The organism is Pseudonocardia sp. DxW, from assembly GCF_058448985.1.
In genome coordinates this window covers 67,865-85,351 of sequence record NZ_JBZFLK010000003.1, presented here as the reverse complement: position 1 = coordinate 85,351, position 17,487 = coordinate 67,865, and the positions used below count along the sequence as shown (strand labels likewise).

Genomic DNA, 17,487 nt, shown 5'->3' with positions numbered 1-17,487 from the left:
GGGCGGCGGAACCGTCGTACGGTGGTGGCATGAGCGTGCTCGGAGAGATGTTCCCGCGGAAGCGGATCCACGAGGACTCGGACGCCGCGCAGGGCGGGGAGCAGTGGCGGCTGGGCCCGATCGACCTGGAGAAGGGCGTCGTGACGATGCAGCCGGCGCCCGCTCCGGAGACCGGTGACGACGAGCAGTCCGGGAACCCGGACGACAGCGGGCAGTCCGCCGGCTAGACCGTCGCACCCACGCACGACCGGCCGGACCGTGGCGACCTCCCCCTCAGCGCCGCCGCGGATCCGGACCGGCCGTCCGGGTGGATCGGACCCCCCGAGCCCGATCCACACTCCGCCCCGTCCGCTGGCGCTCCCCGTTGCGCGGCCCGGCTTCGATCGGCAGAGTCAGACCCTCACAGTACGATCATGATCGGGGCTGGTCAAGGGAGGCGGGCAAGTGCGGGCGCAGAAGCTGGGCGCCGTCGGGTGCGGGCTCGGCCTGCTCGCGGACACCTGGACCCTGCTGATCCTGCAGCGGGCGGCCCTCGGGGTGCGCCGTTACGCGGGCTGGCGGGACACCCTCAACATCTCCGACGCGACGCTGTCCGCGCGGCTGCGGTCGCTGGTCGACGCGGGGCTGCTGCAGACCCGGCCCTACCGTGAGGGCGGCCGGGAGCGGCGCGAGTACGCGCTGACCGAGCGCGGCGCCGACGTCTGGAAGCTGCTGATCACCACCTGGCACTGGGAGAAGTCCTGGGTGCCCCGGGAGGTCCCGCTGCCGGACATCGTGCACCGGGCCTGCGGCGCCCCGGCCGGGGTGCTGACCTGCTGCGCGGCCTGCGGCGAGCGGGTCGGGGCGCGGGACACCACGGTGCACCGGACGCCCGGGACGCCCGGCCTGGAGCAGCTGGCGCGCCAGCACCCGCGGCGCACCCGCGGCCGGCTCCCGGACGACCCGATGTCCCTGCTCCCCGGGGCGATGGAGATCATCGGTGACCGCTGGGGGGCCACCGTGCTCGGCGCCGCGCTGACCGGGCTCCGCTCGTTCAGCGGGATCGCCGACGCGCTCGCGATCTCCCCGGAGGTGCTCTCCGACCGACTGCGCCGGTTCGTCGAGCTGGGGGTGCTGGCGCGCACCGGGGACGGCAGCTACCGGCTCACCGAGAAGGGGATCGCGTCGTTCCCGATCTTCGCCTGTCTGGTCGACTGGTCGCTCCGCTGGCACGCCGGGATCGACGGGTCGCCGGTGGACCTCACGATCCGGCACCGCGCCTGCGGTGCGGTGCTGCAGGTCCGGCTGGTCTGCGACCGGTGCGGTGCGGCGTTCGACCGGGGTTCGGTGTCGCCGGTACAACCGAGCTGACCGCGTCCGCCGGGGGCTGCGAGGATGCCGTTCATGACCGACCGCCGTCCCCGCGTGCTCTCCGGGATCCAGCCCACCGCCGACTCGTTCCATCTCGGCAACTACCTGGGCGCGCTGCGGCAGTGGGTCGCGCTGCAGGAGAGCCACGAGGCGTTCTACTGCGTGGTCGACCTGCACGCGATCACCGTCGAGCACGACCCGAAGGAACTGGCGCAGCGGACCCGGGTGGCCGCGGCGCAGCTGCTCGGCCTCGGCCTGGACCCGCAGCGGTGCACCCTGTTCGTGCAGTCGCACGTGCCCGAGCACGCCCGGCTGAGCTGGGTGCTGGAGTGCATCACCGGGTTCGGCGAGGCCGGCCGGATGACCCAGTTCAAGGACAAGTCGGCGCGGCACGGGGCCGACCGCGCCACCGTCGGGCTGTTCACCTACCCGGTGCTGCAGGCCGCCGACATCCTGCTCTACCAGGCCGATCAGGTGCCGGTCGGCGAGGACCAGCGCCAGCACCTGGAGCTGACCCGCAACCTGGCGCAGCGGTTCAACCACCGCTTCGGCGCGACGTTCCAGGTGCCCGAGCCCCACATCCCGCAGGCCACGGCGAAGATCTTCGACCTGCAGGACCCGACGGCGAAGATGAGCAAGTCGGCGTCGTCGCCGTCCGGGATCGTGGAGCTGCTGGACCCGCCGAAGACGTCCGCCAAGAAGATCCGCTCGGCGGTCACCGACAACGAGCGTGAGATCCGCTACGACCCGGAGACCAAGCCGGGCATCGCGAACCTCCTGACGATCAACGCGGCGATGACCGACCGGAAGGTCTCCGAGGTCGAGGCCGAGTACGAGGGCCGCGGCTACGGCGATCTCAAGAAGGACCTCGGCGAGATCGTCGCGGCCTTCGCGGAGCCGTTCGCCGAGCGGGTCCGCGGCTATCTCGCCGACCCGGCGGAGCTGGACCGGGTTCTGGCGCACGGTGCCACCCGGGCGCGCGAGGTGTCCGGCGCGACACTGGCCGCAGTTCACGAGAGGATCGGCTTCCTCCCGCCCGCAGGCTGACGAGTCCCGGGCGGGCGAGCACGACCGACCCCGGGGGAACGATGGCCGACAACCGTCCGACGACGACGGCGCACCGGTTCGACGACGACGAGGAGGAGGGCCCGACCTTCCTCGAGCGCCAGCGGGAGAAGCACCCCTGGCTCGACCACCTGGTCCGGGCCGGGGAGCGCTACACCGAGAACCACGGCGACCACTACGCCGCGGCGATCACCTACTTCTCGATCCTGGCGCTGGTGCCGTTGCTGATGGTGGCGTTCGCCGTCGCCGGGTTCGTGCTGCGCGGCAATCCCGACCTGGTGGAGCAGCTGCGCGAGGGCATTACCTCGGCGGTGCCCGGTGACCTCGGGCAGACCCTCGACGGCGTCGTCGACACGGCGATCAACCGGGCGGGTGCGATCGGCCTGATCGGCCTGGTCGGCGCGCTCTACTCCGGGATCGGCTGGATGAGCAACCTCCGCGAGGCGCTCACCGAGCAGTGGGGGCAGCGCGACGAGGCCCCGCCGATGATCAAGCGGCTGGCGTTCGACCTGCTGGCGCTGGTCGGGCTCGGTCTGGCCCTGGTGCTGTCGTTCGCCATCGCCTCGGTCACCGGCGCGCTCGGCAGCTACCTGCTCGGCCTGGTCGGCCTCGGCGGCGCGAGCTGGGCGATCGTGCTGTTGAACGTCGTCGGGTTCCTGGTCGGCCTGCTCGGGAACTGGCTGGTGTTCCTCTGGGTGATCGCCCGGCTGCCCCGCGAGCCGGTCACCTTCCGCAGTGCCGCGAAGGCCGCGCTGATCGGCGCGATCGGCTTCGCCGTTCTGCAGCGGGTGATGGTCGTCTACCTGGGCACCATCGGTCAGACCCCGGCCGGTGCCGCGTTCGGCTCCATCCTCGGTCTGCTGATCTTCATCTTCTTCACCTCCCGGTTCCTGCTGTTCGTGACTGCCTGGGCGGCCAGCGCCGAGGAGAACGACCAGGGACCGCGCGACATCCCCGGCCCGGCCGTGATCCGGCCGCAGTACGTGGTGCGGGAGGGCCCCGGCGCGCTCGCCTCGGCCGGCCTGGTCACCGCCGGACTGATCGGCGGCGCGCTGGGGCTGCGGGCGTTGGGCCGCCGTCGCCGCTGAGCCCGGAGCCATCTCGTTACCGCGCCGGGCGCTCCTCTCGCGCCGGGTGCTCCCTCCGTCCATCCCTTCCCGCGTCCCCGGTCCCCTTCCCGCGCCGGGTCAGAACGGCGGGGCATCGGCTTCGGCATCGGCATCGACTCGCGCCGTCGCTGCCGTGGCCGCGATGGACGTCGTGGTCGCCGTGGCCGTGGTCGCCGCGGTCGTGGCTGCCGGCGCCGTGGTGGTTGCGGTCGCGGAGCCGTTGGAGGGCGGTGTCGTGTGTGCGTCGTGGAGGTGGGGTCGGTAGTCGTGTGGGTGGGTGGTCTCCCGGTGCCCGCACGGGCTGATCCAGGTCAGTGAGCCGTCGGCTGCGGCGAGGACCTGCCAGCCGGGTGTGTCCTTGAGCTTGTGGTGGTGCAGGCACAGGCCGTGCAGGTTCGTGGTGTCGGTGGTGCCGCCGTGGGCCCAGGGGATGAGGTGGTCGAGGTCGCGGATCGGTCGGCTGCACGGTGGTCCGCGGCAGAGGCCGTCGCGGGCTCGTATGAGGTCGGCCATGTCCTCGGGTGGGGTGTAGGTGCTGCGGCCCCGGTCGCGGACCGTTCCGGACAGCGGGTCGATCACGAGGCGGGTCCATGTGCCGCCGGCGGCCAGGGCGCGTGCGGTGGTGGCGGGGATCGGGCCGTGTCCGACCAGTTCGGCGGGGTGGTCGTCGCCGAGCAGTGTGTCGAGGGAGACGACGACCTGGATCAGTGGTTTGCGTCCGATCGCCGTGCCTGGATCGGGGCGTGCCGCCAGTACGGCGGCGACGATCTCGGCGAGTATCTCGGCCGGGGGGGGCCCACGTATCCGGCTGCCCCCGCGACCCGATCGACCTGCCCGATGCCCCCACCGGTTCCGGCGGCACCGCCATCCGGCCCGGACGGGTCGGCCGTGCCGGTCGGGTCGGTCGGGTCGGATCCCAGGATCCGGTTGACGGCCTCCCGGATGGTCTCCACGTCGGTGACCGTCATCGTGCCCTGCAGCAGTTGGTGCGCCAGGTCGACCCGCCGCTGGTCCAGTGTCCGCGGGTCATCAGCACCCAACGATCGGGCCAGCCGGTCCACCGACCGCCACGACGCCTCGGTCTGCTCGGCTGCTGCGGACAGCCACAGCGACGCCATCCCGTCCTCGGAGCGGCTGATCGACATCCGGCGGTCGGTCTTCGCCCGCTCGTGCCGTCGCGCCGCGCCGTCGGGATCGACCCGGGCCACCGCGCGCCGCAGCCGGTCCTGCAGCAACCGGCGGATCGCCGCCGCCGCGCCGGGCAGCACCCGCGCTTCGACCTCGCGGGCCTGTTCGTCGTCGAGCACGCTGGTGGCGTGTGCGATGGCCTCGGCCTTGCGTTGGTCGATCCGCCCGGCCTCCCATTCGGCCAGGGTCGCGGGCAGTACGTGGGAGAACCGGGCCGCGCCGGCCAGCAGGCAGCGGGCCTCTTCCAGCGACACCCGCAAGGTCAACGCGACCTGGTCGGGCAGCCAGCGGCCCACCGGTGTGACCGCCCGGGGGTCGGCGCCCGGTGGTGCGGCGCTGCTGCCGGGTGGGTGCCGGTCGGCGAACGCTGCCAGCATCCGGGTCCGCAACGCCGAGGCCCATCGCTCGAGGCGTTCGGCGCCTTCGACGACGTCGAGCACCTGGGCGTCACTCAACAGCTCGGGGCTGTCGGCGGCGAGTTGGCAGTCCAGTGCCAGTGCGAATCCCACCGGCCGGGTCGGGTCCACCACCACGACCGGCTCGCTGTTCTCGTCTCCGCACAGTAGGGCGCACAGGTCGCGGGTCATGCCGTGCGGGCAGGGGTCGGCGGCGACCGCCTCGGGACTGAGCAGCGCACCGTCGATATCGACCATGTGTTCGATTCTATCGGGTTGGGCTGGTTGTTCTCTAGAAGAAAGTCGGGGGGAAATCCACTCAGGACAGGGTTGTTGTCGCACCCGGCGACGGACTGGCCGACGAGCCGCGCGAGCGGCAGGCCGACGTCCGTGGTCCGGCCGGCCAGGACCGCGTTCCCGGTGGCGCCCGGCTCGGCGTCGTACTCGCTCGCCATCGCGCGGCACGGGCTTGCCACTGCGCGGCACCGGTTCGCCATCGCGCGGCAGCCGCTCGCTGCGGCGTCCCTCCCGTCTCCACGCCGACCGACCCGGACCGGCGGACCCCGGGTCAGCCCCGCAGTCGGCGCCGCAGCACCGCCATCACCGCCGCGATCACGCCGACCGCCGCGGCGACCGCTCCGACGATGATCGCCGCGGACGGACCGGTCCCGTCGGCGTCGGTCCGGGACGATCCCGGGTCCCCGGGCGCGGCGGGATCACCCGCCGCGGGACTCCCCGCGGTCGCGGACCCCCCGGACCCGGACGGCGCCGGATCGGCCGGGTCCGCCCCGGTCAGGCCGGGACCGGTCGGGCCCGGGACGGGCGATCCCGGGCCGGTCGATGCCGGATCGGCCGGCACGTCGCCCGGCGCCACCAGTGTCCCGATCCCGGCCGCGGTGACGCCGAAACCCCAGTCGAGCAGCGCCCGCGCCTGGTCGACCATCCGCACCGGCTGCGGCTCGCCGCGCACCAGTGCCACCACCAGCCGCCGCCCGTCCCGCTCGACGGCACCGACGTAGGTGTGCCGCGCCGCGTCGGTGAAGCCGTTCTTGCCGCCCAGGAAGCCGGGGGTGCCGAACATCCGGTCGCCGTTGCCGAGCTCGAAGCCGGGCCGGTCGGCGAACCCGGGGAACGGGATGCCCGGGGACCGCAGCACGGCTGCGAGCCGCGGGCGGTCCAGTGCCTCCCGCAGGACCAGTGCGAGATCGTAGGCCGACGACGACATGCCCGGGCCGTCCAAACCGGACGGGGTCGCGGGCCGGGTGTCCAGCGCCCCCAGGCCGCGGGCCGCGTCGTGCATGGCGGCGAGCGTCGCGGGGGTGCCGCCGAGCTCGCGGGACAGAGCGTGCGCGGTGTCGTTCCCGGACGCCAGCAGCAGGCCGTGCAGCAGCTGCTCGACGGTGTACCGGCCGCCGGGGCCGATCCCGGCCCGGCTGCCCTCGATGTTCGCGTCCTCGACGGTGCCGGTGACGACCCGGTCCGGCGGCAGGACGTCGTCGACGACGAGGGCGAGCAGCAGCTTGATCGTCGACGCGGGACGGTGCCGGGCGTGCGGGGCCCGGGCGGCGAGCACCGCGCCCGAGTCCAGGTCGGCGACCAGGTACGACGCCACCCCGACCGGCGGCGGCGGGACCGGTCCGGCGTGCGCCTCGGCGCAGCCGGTGAGCCCGCCGACCGGCGGATCCGGCGCCGGCAGCGGCGCCACCGGCACGGTCTCCTCCTCGGCGGCCGGTCCCGGCGGCACCTCCTGGCCCGGGCAGGCCACGGCCACCGGCGCGGGCGCCGTGGCGAGCCCGGCCACCGGCGCCGCGGGCGCCGCACCGCTCAGGATCAGCGGCACCGACAGCAGGACGAGCCATCCCGGGGCGCTGGGCACCCGGGCAGCATGCCCTACCCGGCGGGGACCTCCACGATCGTCCGCACCCGCTGCAGGCTCTGCTCCAGCCCGTCGCGCATCATCGTCTCCCGGTCCCGGCCGAGCAGCCCGCTGCGCTGCAGCAGCCGGACCGGCAGCGCGGGCGTGCCCACGCTCTCCCGCCAGGCGACGACGTGGGTGCCTGCGCCGTCGTCGGTCGGGGTGAGCACCCAGCCCCACGCCGTCCTCGACTCGGTCACCACGAAGGTGAACCGGCGGCCCGGCTCGCACTCGGTGACCCGGCAGTGGGTCGGCCAGCGGATCACGCCGTGCCGGTTGAGCCCGACGAACCGGGCACCCACCGCGGGCCCGGTGGCATCGCCGCGCCAGCGGCCGCCGGTGGCCTCCGGGCTCCACTCGCCGGCCCGGGTGATGTCGGAGACCAGCTCCCACACCCGCTCCGGCGGCGCTTGCACGGTCAGTTCCGCTCGGTCCACGACGGCACCGTCCTCCTCGACGCGACTGGCCCGGCAGAGATCGACTCCGGGCGCGCGGAGACTACCGCCCGCCCGCTTCTCGACCGCCTGTCGACGCGTCCGGTCACAGCGCTGTTGCGACCCTGCCGCTCGGCGCGGTGAGCGGTTACCGTCCCGCGGGATGCGCGCCGCCGACCGGCGGGCGCCGGAACGGGGGAGGACGTTCGTGCGGAACAACCAGCGCATCGGACGGCGGAGCAGGTTCGCGACCGCGATCGCAGTCGGGGCCGTCGCGGCACTCGCGCTGTCGGGCTGTGCCCGCGACACCGGTGGCGGCGGGGGAGCCGCCCAGGGCGAGTGCGAGCGGGTCGCGCCGCCGTCGGTCCCGGCGGCCAGCGCGCAGCCGGCCCCCGAGGCGGCGCCCGCGGACGCGAGCGCGCTGCGGGTCGGCCTGGCCTACGACATCGGCGGGCGCGGCGACGCGTCGTTCAACGACGCCGCGGCGGCCGGCCTGGACCGCGCCGTGGAGGAGCTGGGCCTGGTCCGGGAGAACACCCGCGAGGCCACCGCCCAGCCGGGCGAGAGCGAGGACGCCGGGACCACCCGGCTGCGCCAGCTCGTCCAGGGCGGCTTCAACCCGGTGATCGCGGTCGGCTTCAACTACGCCAACGGCGTGCAGACCGTGGCGACCGAGTTCCCGGACACCCAGTTCGCCATCGTCGACGACGACACCGTCGACCTGCCGAACGTCACCCCGCTGGTGTTCGCCGAGGAGCAGGGGTCGTTCCTGGTCGGCGTCGCGGCCGCGCTGAAGACCGAGACCTGCCGGGTCGGCTTCATCGGCGGCGTGGACAGCCCGCTGATCCAGAAGTTCGACGCGGGCTACGAGCAGGGCGCCCAGGCCGTCGCACCGGACATCCAGATCGACTCGGCCTACATCTCCCCGGCCGGTGACTTCACCGGCTTCAACGACGCCACCCGCGGCACCGAGATCGCCGCCGGCCAGTACGACGGCGGCGCCGACATCTCCTTCGCCGCGGCCGGCCAGTCCAACCAGGGCGTGTTCGCCGCCGCGCAGACCGCCGGGCAGCGGGCGATCGGGGTCGACTCCGACCAGTACAACTCGCCGCAGCTGACCGCCGTCCGCGATGTCATCATGACGTCGATGATCAAGCGGGTGGACGTGGCGGTGTACGACTACGTGAACGCCGTCGCCGGGAACACCGTCGACTCGCTCCCGGAGCGCTTCGATCTCGCCAACGACGGCGTCGGCTACTCCACCTCCGGTGGCTTCGTCGACGACATCACGCCGCAGCTCGAGGCGTACCGGGCCGCGATCATCGCCGGTGAGATCGAGGTCCAGTCCACCAAGTGACCGAGCAGCAGCACGCGGTCGAACTGCGCGGGATCACCAAGCGGTTCCCCGGTGTCGTCGCCAACGATCGCGTGGACCTCGCCGTGCGCAGCGGCGAGGTGCACGCGCTCTGCGGGGAGAACGGCGCGGGCAAGTCGACCCTGATGAAGATCCTCTACGGGATGCAGGCGCCGGACGAGGGCACGATCGCCGTCGGCGGGGAGCCGGTGCACTTCCGGACCCCGGCCGACGCGATCGCCGCCGGGATCGGGATGGTGCACCAGCACTTCATGCTGGCCGACAACCTCACCGTCGCCGAGAACATCCTGCTCGGCGCGGAGAAGCGGCACGGGATGGGCCGGGCGGCCCGCACCCGGATCGCCGAGCTGTCCCGGACCGTCGGCCTCTCGGCGGGGCCGGAGCTGCTCGTCGAGCACCTGGGCGTCGCGGACCGGCAGCGGATCGAGATCCTCAAGGTGCTCTACCGGGGCGCCCGCACGGTGATCCTGGACGAGCCGACCGCGGTCCTCGTCCCGCAGGAGGTCGACGAGCTGTTCGCCACCGTCCGCTCCATGCAGGCCGACGGCTACACCTTCCTGTTCATCTCGCACAAGCTCGACGAGGTGCGGGCGATCGCCGACCGGATCACCGTGATCCGGCGCGGCCGCACCGTCGGCACCGCCGATCCGGGATCGGTCACCAACTCGCAGCTGGCGGAGATGATGGTCGGCTCCGAGCTGCCCTCGCCGGAGACCCGCGAGTCGACGGTGACCGACCGGGAGGTGCTCCGCGTCGAGGGCCTGGGTCTGCCCGACCCGGCCGGCGGCCGGGACCTGCTCGACGGCGTCGATCTCGTCGTGCACGCCGGCGAGGTGCTCGGGGTGGCCGGCGTCGAGGGCAACGGCCAGACCGAGCTGGTCGAGACGATCATGGGGATGCGGGCGCACGCCCGCGGCCGGGTGCTGCTCTCCGGCACCGACGTGTCCGGGCTGTCCACGATGGCCCGCCGGGAGCACGGCGTCGGCTACATCCCCGAGGACCGGACCCGGCACGCGCTGCTCGGCGACCAGCCGCTGTGGGCCAACCGGATCCTCGGCTTCCAGTCCCGGCCGCCGATCGGCGGGCGCGGCCTGATCGACCGCGCCGCCGCGCGGGCCGACACCGAGCGGATCGTGACCGGCTTCGACGTCCGGACCCCCGGCATCGACGTCATGGCGTCCGCGCTGTCCGGCGGGAACCAGCAGAAGCTCGTCGTCGGCCGGGAGCTCTCCGGCGAGCCGGTGCTGCTGATCGCCGCGCACCCGACCCGCGGCGTCGACGTCGGCGCGCAGGCCGGCATCTGGGCGGAGCTGCGCCGGGCCCGCGCGGCCGGGCTCGCGGTGCTGCTGGTCTCCGCCGACCTGGACGAGCTGATCGGCCTGTCCGACACCCTCGCCGTCATCCTGGACGGGCGGCTGGTCGGCACCGCCGATCCGGCCACCGTCACCCCGGAGGAGCTGGGCACCAAGATGACCGGAGCGTCGACGTGAGGCGCCTGGGCGGCGCCGTCGTCGCACCCGCACTGGCGATCGGGGTCGCCGCGCTGCTCTGCGCGGTCGCCCTGGTGATCAGCGGCGCCTCGCCGTGGACGGCGCTCACCACGATCCTGTCCCAGCTCGGCTCGGGCACCGTCGCGGTGGACACGGTCAACTCGGCGGCCGTCTACTACATCGCCGCGCTCGCGGTCGCGATCGGCTTCCAGATGCGGCTGTTCAACATCGGCGTCGAGGGCCAGTTCCGGGTCGCCGCCTGCGTCGCCGCGATCGTCGGCGGCACGGTGATCCTGCCGCCGGTGCTGCACACCGTGCTGATCATGGTCGTGGCGATGCTGACCGGGGCCGCGTGGATCGCGATCCCGGCGCTGCTCAAGGCCTACCGGGGCGTCTCCGAGGTCATCTCGACGATCATGCTGAACGCGATCGCCACCGGGCTGATCGCCTACCTGATCCGCGCCGAGACCTTCGGCGAGCTGCGCGGCAACAACATCACCACCCCGCCGATCCCGGAGTCCGGCTGGTTCCCGGGGATCCCGGTCGGCAACGGGCAGATCTTCGGCATGGTCGTCGTCGCGATGGTGCTCGGGCTCGGCTACTGGTTCCTGCTGGGCCGGACCCGGTTCGGGTTCGAGCTGAAGGCCTCCGGCGAGTCGAAGACGGCGGCGTCGGCCGGCGGGGTGAACGCGCGCCGGACCATCCTGATCGCGCTGCTGCTCTCCGGGGCGGTCGCCGGGCTGGTCGGGCTGCCCGAGCTGCTCGGCCGCGACCACGCCTACACCCTGAGCTCGCCGCAGGGCTACGGCTTCACCGGCATCGCGATCGCGCTGCTGGGCCGCAACCACCCGGTCGGCATCGCCCTCGGCGCGCTGCTCTGGGCGTTCCTGGACAAGTCCGCGGTGGCGCTGGACGTCGTCGGCATCCCCCGGGAGATCGTGCTGATCATGCAGGGCCTGATCGTGCTCTCGGTCGTCGTCGCCTACGAGGTGGTGCGCCGGATCGAGCGGCGCGCCGAGCAGCGCCGGGTGGCCGCCGAGGTACCGCAGCAACCGGTGGGGGCGTCGGCATGACCGCGGCGGTGCTGGAACGGGCCGCCCGGCTGCCCGGCTGGGCGCGGTCCGCGCTGATCGCGGCCGGGCTCGTGCTGATCCTCTCGGTCACCGTCACGCTCACCGGGCAGACCCAGCTCGCGTCCTCCGGGACCTCCGAGGCGGCCGTCCGGCTCGGGCTGCCGATCCTGTTCGCCGCGCTCGGCGGGCTGTGGGCCGAACGCGCCGGGATCATCAACATCGGCCTCGAGGGCATGATGGTGCTCGGCACCTGGGGCGCGGCCTGGGCCGGCTACCAGTGGGGGCCGTGGGCCGCGGTGCTGGGCGGGCTGGCGTTCGGCGCGCTCGGCGGGCTGGTGCACGCCGTCGCGACGGTCACCTTCAACGTCAACCACATCGTCTCCGGTGTGGCGATCACCCTGCTCGGCACCGGCCTCACCAAGTACCTGGCGACGCTGCTGTTCACCCCGGTCTCGCAGAACCCGCGCCAGTCCCCGCGGCTGGAGGGCTTCGAGCAGTTCTCGGTGCCCGGCCTGTCGTCGGGCCTGCGGGCGCTGGAGGCCCAGCAACGGGTCTTCGTCTCCGACCTGGCCGGGCTGCTGTCCGGCCTGGTCACCGGGCTGACCCCGATCGTCGTGCTGGGTTTCGCGCTGGTGCCGGTCAGCTACTGGATCCTCTGGCGGAGCGCGTTCGGGCTGCGCCTGCGCAGCTCCGGCGAGTCCCCGGTGGCCGCCGAGTCGCTCGGCGTGAACGTGATCGCGCACAAGTACGTCGCGGTGGTCATCTCCGGCGGGCTGGCCGGCCTCGGCGGCGCCGCGCTGGTGCTCAACCCGGGCCAGCTCGGCTACCTGGAGAACCAGGTCGGCGGCCGCGGCTACATCGGCCTCGCCGCGATGATCTTCGGCAACTGGCGGCCGGCAGGGCTGCTGGTCGGGTCGGCGCTGTTCGGCTACGTCGACGGGCTGCAGCTGCGGGCCGGCGGCGAGGCGGTGCACGCGCTGCTCTACGGCGCGACGCTGGTCGCCGTCGTCGTCGCGGTGCTGTGGGCGATCCGCCGGATGTGGACCGCCGCCGCGATCGCCCTCGGCGCCGGCGCCGTCGTCTACGCGCTGTACTGGGCGTTCGACACCGTCCCCAGCGAGTTCGCGTCCTACGCGCCGCAGCTGGTCACCCTGATCGTGCTCGCCGCGGCGTCCCAACGACTACGACCACCGGCGCGGCTCGGCGACGAGTACCGCCGCGGGGAGGGCGGCTAGATGGCCGGCGGCGGACCCACCGGAGCCGGTGCGGACATGGTGGCGCCCGATCCGCCCGTCCCGGACTGGGACGCGCTTCGCTCGGCCGCCGTCACCGCGGCGGCCTGGGCGTACGCGCCCTACTCCGGCCTGCGGGTCGGCGCCGCCGCACTCGTCGACGACGGCCGCCTGGTGACCGGCTGCAACGTCGAGAACGCCTCCTACGGCCTCGGCGTGTGCGCCGAGGTGACCCTGGCCGGGCAGCTGCGGCTCTCCGGCGGCGGCCGGCTGCTCGCGATCGCCTGCCGGTCCGGCACCGGCGAGCTGCTGATGCCGTGCGGGCGCTGCCGCCAGGTGCTCTACGAGTTCGGCGGACCGCAGCTGCGCTGCGACACCCCGGGCGGGGTGCGCCCGTTCACCGAGGTGCTGCCGGACGCGTTCGGGCCCGAGCACCTGCCGGGGAGCGCGCGGTGAGCGGCCGGTCGTTCAGCGCCGTCGAGATCATCGCGGCCAAGCGGGACTGCCGGGAGCTCAGCCGCGACCAGATCGACTGGGTGGTCGGCGCCTACACCCGCGACGAGGTCGCCGACGAGCAGATGGCCGCGCTGGCCATGGCGATCCTGCTCAACGGGATGGACACGGCCGAGACCGCGCACTGGACCCAGGCGATGATCGACTCCGGCGAGGTGCTCGACTTCGGCGACGTCGGACGCCCGCTGGTGGACAAGCACTCCACCGGCGGCGTCGGGGACAAGATCACGCTGCCGCTGGCGCCGCTCGTCGCGGCCTGCGGCGCCGCCGTCCCGCAGCTGTCCGGGCGCGGGCTGGGCCACACCGGCGGCACCCTGGACAAGCTGGAGGCGATCCCCGGCTGGCGGGCGTCGCTGAGCACCGCCGAGATCACCGCGCAGCTCGCCGACGTCGGCGCCGTGATCTGCGCGACGACGCCCACCCTGGCCCCCGCGGACCGGCGGCTCTACGCGCTGCGCGACGTCACCGGCACCGTCGAGTCGGTCCCGCTGATCGCCAGCTCGATCATGAGCAAGAAGCTGGCGGAGGGGACCGGCGGGCTGGTCCTCGACGTCAAGGTCGGCTCCGGGGCGTTCATGAAGAACGCCGCCCGGGCCGGCGAGCTGGCCGACGCGATGACCGAGATCGGGGCCGCGCACGGGCTCCCGACGACGGCGCTGCTCACCGACATGTCCCGGCCGCTGGGCCGCTGCGTCGGGAACGCGCTGGAGGTGGCGGAGTCGGTCGAGGTGCTGCGCGGCGGCGGCCCGCCGGACGTCGTCGCGCTGACCGTGGCGCTCGCGTCCGAGATGCTCGCGCTGGCCGGGATCACCGACGCCGATCCCGCGCAGGTGCTCGCCTCCGGCGCGGCGTACCCGGTGTGGGAACGGATGATCGCCGCCCAGGGCGGCGACCCGTCGGCGCCGCTGCCGGTGGCCGGGCACGTGGAGACGGTGACCGCGGACCGGTCCGGGATCTTCGCCGGCGCCGACGCGCTCGCCGTCGGGACCGCGGCCTGGCGGCTCGGCGCCGGGCGGGCCCGCAAGGAGGACCCGGTGCAGGCCGGCGCCGGGGTGCGGCTGCTCGTCGCGCCCGGCGACCAGGTGCGGGCCGGGACACCGCTGCTGGAACTGCACACCGACACCCCGGACCGGATCCCCGACGCCCGGCGGCTGCTGGCCGGCGCGGCGCTGCTGATCACCGCCGATCCGCCCGCCCCCCGCGAGCTGATCCTGGACGTCCGCCGCGGGTGATCGCCGTCCCGGTGCACGGAGCCGCGATCCGCGTGGCCGGGCGCACCGGGACGGTGATCATGCCCTGCCCCTGACGTCCCGGGTGCGCCGGGGCCTACGCACCGTCCGCGACCGATCCGGCACGATGGGCGCGATGCGTGAGGATCGACCGCCCCGGCGGGCTCCGATACCCCGTCCGGTGATGCCGGAACGGGCCGGACGCGCACCCGCGGAGTCGGTGCAGCCGCCGGAGGCTCCGGAGGAGGTCACCCGCCCGGTCCAGCGACCGTCGGTCCCGCCGGACGACGGCCCGCCGACCACCCCGATCGACCGGGTCCCGGAACCCGCCGAGCCCGCCGGGCCCGCGGGCGGGGGCACCGAGAACGCGGGCTCGCTGGTCCGCTCCTCCGGCATGATCGCGATCGCCAGCCTGGTCAGCCGGGTGACCGGCTTCCTGCGGAACCTGGCGATCGTCGCGGTGCTCGGGTTCGCAGTCGTCAACGACTCGTACACGATCTCGAACACGCTGCCGAACATCGTCTACGAGCTGCTCCTCGGCGGCGTCCTGACCAGCGTGATGATCCCGGTGCTGGTCCGCGCCCAGGCCGAGGACCCGGACGGCGGCGAGCGGTTCACCCGTCGCCTGCTGACCGTCGTCGGGGTGGCGCTGCTGCTGGCGACGCTGCTCGCGATGGCCGCCGCGCCGCTGCTCACCCGGCTCTACCTGGGCTCCGGCGACGGCGGCGAGGCCAATCCGGCGCTGGCGACGGCGTTCGCCTGGCTGCTGCTGCCGCAGATCTTCTTCTACGGGATCGGGGCGCTGCTCGGCGCGATCCTCAACTCCAAGCAGGTGTTCGGGCCGTTCGCCTGGGCGCCGGTGCTGAACAACGTCGTGGTGCTCGGCGTGCTCGCCGTCTACGCGCTGGTGCCCGGCGAGATCTCCGCCGATCCGGTGCGGATGGGCGACCCGAAGCTGCTGGTGCTGGGGCTCGGGACGACGCTGGGCATCGTCGTGCAGGCGGCCGTGCTGATCCCGTTCATGCGCCGCATCGGGTTCTCCTACCGGCCGGTGTGGGGCTGGGACCCGCGGCTCTCGCTGGCCGGCGGGATGGCCCTGTGGATCGTCGGCTACGTGCTGGTCGGGCAGGCCGGCTACATCGTCACCACCCGGGTCGCGGCCGCCGCGGACGGCGGCTCGGTCGCCACCTACATGAACGCCTGGCTGCTGCTGCAGGTGCCCTACGGCGTCCTCGGGGTGTCCCTGCTGACCGCGCTGATGCCGCGGATGAGCCGGGCCGCGGCGCAGGGCGACACCGACCAGGTGGTGACGGACCTGTCGCTGGGGGCCCGGCTGTCCACCGTCGGGCTGGTCCCGATCGCCGCGGTGATGACCGCGTTCGGCGGCGCGCTGGGCACCGCGCTGTTCTCGGTCGGCGCCGGCAGCGGGGACGGCGCGGCCCGGCTGGGGGAGACCGTCGCCTGGTCGGCGTTCGGGCTGCTGCCCTACGCGGTGACGATGCTGCAGATGCGGGTCTTCTACGCGATGACCGACTCCCGCACGCCGACCCTGATCCAGGTCGGCATGGTCGGCGTGAAGATCCCGCTGCTGCTCGCCTGCCCGCTGCTGCTGCCGCCGGGCCAGGTGGTGCTCGGGCTGGCCGCGGCGAACTCGCTGTCGTTCGTCGGCGGCGCGCTGATCGGGCAGTGGCTGCTGCGCCGCAGGCTCGGCCGGGTCCGCAGCGTCGAGGTGCTGCGCTGCCTGGTGAAGGTGACTGCCGCCTCCGGTGCGGCCGCGGCGATCGCCTGGGGCCTGACCCGGCTCGCCGAGCCGGCGATCGCGGACTGGCCGGTCGTCGCGCAGGCGTGGACGCTGCTGCTCGGCGGGACGCTGATCGCGTTGCCGCTGGCCGTCGCCGGGATGCGGCTGCTGAAGGTCGCCGAGCTGGACGCGGTGTTCCGGCGGCTCGCCCGCCGCTGAGCGCTCCCGTGCCAGGATCGGTGGCGTGCCGGACCTCCTGGAGTTCCCGACGCTGACCGAGCTGCGCCGCCGCACCAGCATGAAGTGGCGGACCTACGACGACGACGTCCTCCCGCTCTGGGTCGCCGAGGCCGACGTGCCGGTGGCGCCCGGGGTGCTGGCCGCGGTCAACCGGGCGCTCGCCGACGGCGACACCGGCTACCCGGCCGGCGACGGCTACGCCCGCGCACTGGCCGCGTTCGCCCGGGACCGCTGGGGCTGGGACGGGCTCGATCCGGCGCGCGCGCTCGTCGTGCCGGACGTGATGCAGGGCGTCGTCGAGGCGCTGCGCGCGGTCGTCCCGCCCGGCGACGCGGTCGCGGTGACCCCGCCGGTGTACCCGCCGTTCTTCGCGTTCCTCCGGCACGCCGGGTGGGAGCCGGTGTCCGCGCCGCTGACCGCCGCCGGGCGGCTCGACCCGGACGCCCTGGAGCGCGCGTTCGCGCTGCCCCGGGTGCGGGCGTTCCTGCTCTGCTCACCGCAGAACCCGACCGGCACCGTGCACACCGCCGACGAGCTCGCCGCGGTCGCCGCCGCGGCCCGCCGGCACGGGATCACCGTGGTCGCCGACGAGATCCACGCCCCGCTGGTCGATCCCGGCACGCCGTTCACGCCGTGGCTGAGCGTGCCCGGCGCGGAGGACGGGTTCAGCCTGATGTCGGCGTCGAAGGGCTGGAACCTGGCCGGGCTGAAGGCGGCCGTCGCCGTCGGCGGGCCGGCGGCGCCGATCGACCGGCTGCCCGCCGACATGCTGGAGGTCGGCGCGAGCCACGTCGCCGTGCATGCGCACGTCGCCGCGCTGGAGTCGGACCGCGGCTGGCTGGACGGCTTCGTCGCGGCGCTCGCCCGGAACCGGGAGCTGCTGGCCGGGCTGCTCGCCGAGCACCTGCCCGGGATCGGCTACCGGCCGGCCCCGGCGACGTTCCTGGCCTGGCTGGACTGCCGCGGGCTCGGTCCCGACGATCCGGCGGCGACATTCCTGGAGCGCGGCCGGGTCGCGCTCAACGCCGGGGAGCCGTTCGGTGCGGGCGGGGCCGGGCACCTGCGGCTGAACCTGGCGACGCATCCGGACGTCCTCACCGAGGCGGTGCAGCGGATGGCCGCCGCCCTGCCCTGAACA

At 74.2% G+C, this 17,487-nt stretch carries 16 protein-coding genes; 12 read left to right on the top strand and 4 right to left on the bottom strand.

The genetic code is table 11. The features are described from left to right. The first annotated feature begins 29 nt into the window (after positions 1 to 29). The 4 genes from ACVJO7_RS05485 (at position 30) to yhjD (ending at position 3,503) form a co-directional block, all read left to right on the top strand. The gene (locus ACVJO7_RS05485) at positions 30 to 227 is read left to right on the top strand and encodes a hypothetical protein (protein WP_344029114.1); all 198 of its coding nucleotides are present in this window, start codon (positions 30 to 32) and stop codon (positions 225 to 227) included. Between the two features lie 217 nt (positions 228 to 444). Beyond that, the gene (locus ACVJO7_RS05480; RefSeq protein ID WP_491672001.1) at positions 445 to 1,350 is read left to right on the top strand and encodes a winged helix-turn-helix transcriptional regulator; all 906 of its coding nucleotides are present in this window, start codon (positions 445 to 447) and stop codon (positions 1,348 to 1,350) included. 33 nt (positions 1,351 to 1,383) lie between these two features. Then, on the top strand, positions 1,384 to 2,397 hold the full coding sequence (gene trpS, locus ACVJO7_RS05475; RefSeq protein WP_491672000.1) for a tryptophan--tRNA ligase: 1,014 nt from the start codon (positions 1,384 to 1,386) through the stop codon (positions 2,395 to 2,397). Between the two features lie 41 nt (positions 2,398 to 2,438). Next, positions 2,439 to 3,503, top strand: coding sequence for an inner membrane protein YhjD (gene yhjD / locus ACVJO7_RS05470; protein WP_491671999.1), 1,065 nt, complete (start codon positions 2,439 to 2,441; stop codon positions 3,501 to 3,503). A 99-nt stretch (positions 3,504 to 3,602) separates the two neighbouring features. Here yhjD and ACVJO7_RS05465 read toward each other — a convergent pair whose 3' ends face one another. From ACVJO7_RS05465 to ACVJO7_RS05450, 4 genes are all read right to left on the bottom strand, one after another. Beyond that, positions 3,603 to 4,103, bottom strand: a complete 501-nt coding sequence (locus ACVJO7_RS05465; RefSeq protein ID WP_491671998.1) for an HNH endonuclease — start codon at positions 4,101 to 4,103, stop codon at positions 3,603 to 3,605. Positions 4,104 to 4,228: 125 nt separating this feature from the next. Beyond that, a complete protein-coding gene (locus ACVJO7_RS05460) occupies positions 4,229 to 5,449 on the bottom strand; it encodes a DUF222 domain-containing protein (RefSeq protein ID WP_491671997.1) in 1,221 nt (406 codons plus the stop codon). A gap of 226 nt (positions 5,450 to 5,675) precedes the next feature. Further along, positions 5,676 to 6,983 carry a D-alanyl-D-alanine carboxypeptidase family protein gene (locus tag ACVJO7_RS05455; RefSeq protein ID WP_491671996.1) on the bottom strand — a complete coding sequence of 436 codons (1,308 nt, stop codon included), beginning with the start codon at positions 6,981 to 6,983 and terminating at the stop codon, positions 5,676 to 5,678. A 14-nt stretch (positions 6,984 to 6,997) separates the two neighbouring features. Continuing rightward, the gene (locus ACVJO7_RS05450; protein ID WP_491671995.1) at positions 6,998 to 7,459 is read right to left on the bottom strand and encodes an SRPBCC family protein; all 462 of its coding nucleotides are present in this window, start codon (positions 7,457 to 7,459) and stop codon (positions 6,998 to 7,000) included. 160 nt (positions 7,460 to 7,619) lie between these two features. On the opposite strand from ACVJO7_RS05450, the gene ACVJO7_RS05445 reads away from it, so the two are divergent. The 8 genes from ACVJO7_RS05445 to ACVJO7_RS05410 all read left to right on the top strand — a co-directional run bounded on the left by ACVJO7_RS05445 (position 7,620) and on the right by ACVJO7_RS05410 (position 17,484). Then, on the top strand, positions 7,620 to 8,813 hold the full coding sequence (locus ACVJO7_RS05445; RefSeq protein ID WP_491671994.1) for a BMP family lipoprotein: 1,194 nt from the start codon (positions 7,620 to 7,622) through the stop codon (positions 8,811 to 8,813). Next, positions 8,810 to 10,321, top strand: a complete 1,512-nt coding sequence (locus ACVJO7_RS05440) for an ABC transporter ATP-binding protein (RefSeq protein ID WP_491671993.1) — start codon at positions 8,810 to 8,812, stop codon at positions 10,319 to 10,321. Before ACVJO7_RS05445 ends, ACVJO7_RS05440 begins: the two co-directional genes overlap by 4 nt. Beyond that, a complete protein-coding gene (locus ACVJO7_RS05435) occupies positions 10,318 to 11,394 on the top strand; it encodes an ABC transporter permease (protein ID WP_344029139.1) in 1,077 nt (358 codons plus the stop codon). The genes ACVJO7_RS05440 and ACVJO7_RS05435 overlap by 4 nt, the downstream gene beginning before the upstream one ends. After that, on the top strand, positions 11,391 to 12,629 hold the full coding sequence (locus tag ACVJO7_RS05430) for an ABC transporter permease (protein ID WP_491671992.1): 1,239 nt from the start codon (positions 11,391 to 11,393) through the stop codon (positions 12,627 to 12,629). The genes ACVJO7_RS05435 and ACVJO7_RS05430 overlap by 4 nt, the downstream gene beginning before the upstream one ends. Before the next feature lie 36 nt (positions 12,630 to 12,665). Next, positions 12,666 to 13,082 (top strand): cytidine deaminase, encoded by a 417-nt coding sequence (locus ACVJO7_RS05425; RefSeq protein WP_344029817.1) that lies wholly within the window; start codon positions 12,666 to 12,668, stop codon positions 13,080 to 13,082. Next, on the top strand, positions 13,079 to 14,371 hold the full coding sequence (locus tag ACVJO7_RS05420) for a thymidine phosphorylase (RefSeq protein ID WP_491671991.1): 1,293 nt from the start codon (positions 13,079 to 13,081) through the stop codon (positions 14,369 to 14,371). The genes ACVJO7_RS05425 and ACVJO7_RS05420 overlap by 4 nt, the downstream gene beginning before the upstream one ends. Before the next feature lie 181 nt (positions 14,372 to 14,552). After that, a complete protein-coding gene (gene murJ / locus ACVJO7_RS05415; protein ID WP_344029147.1) occupies positions 14,553 to 16,328 on the top strand; it encodes a murein biosynthesis integral membrane protein MurJ in 1,776 nt (591 codons plus the stop codon). Positions 16,329 to 16,353: 25 nt separating this feature from the next. Then, on the top strand, positions 16,354 to 17,484 hold the full coding sequence (locus ACVJO7_RS05410; protein WP_491671990.1) for a MalY/PatB family protein: 1,131 nt from the start codon (positions 16,354 to 16,356) through the stop codon (positions 17,482 to 17,484). Positions 17,485 to 17,487: the final 3 nt, after the last annotated feature.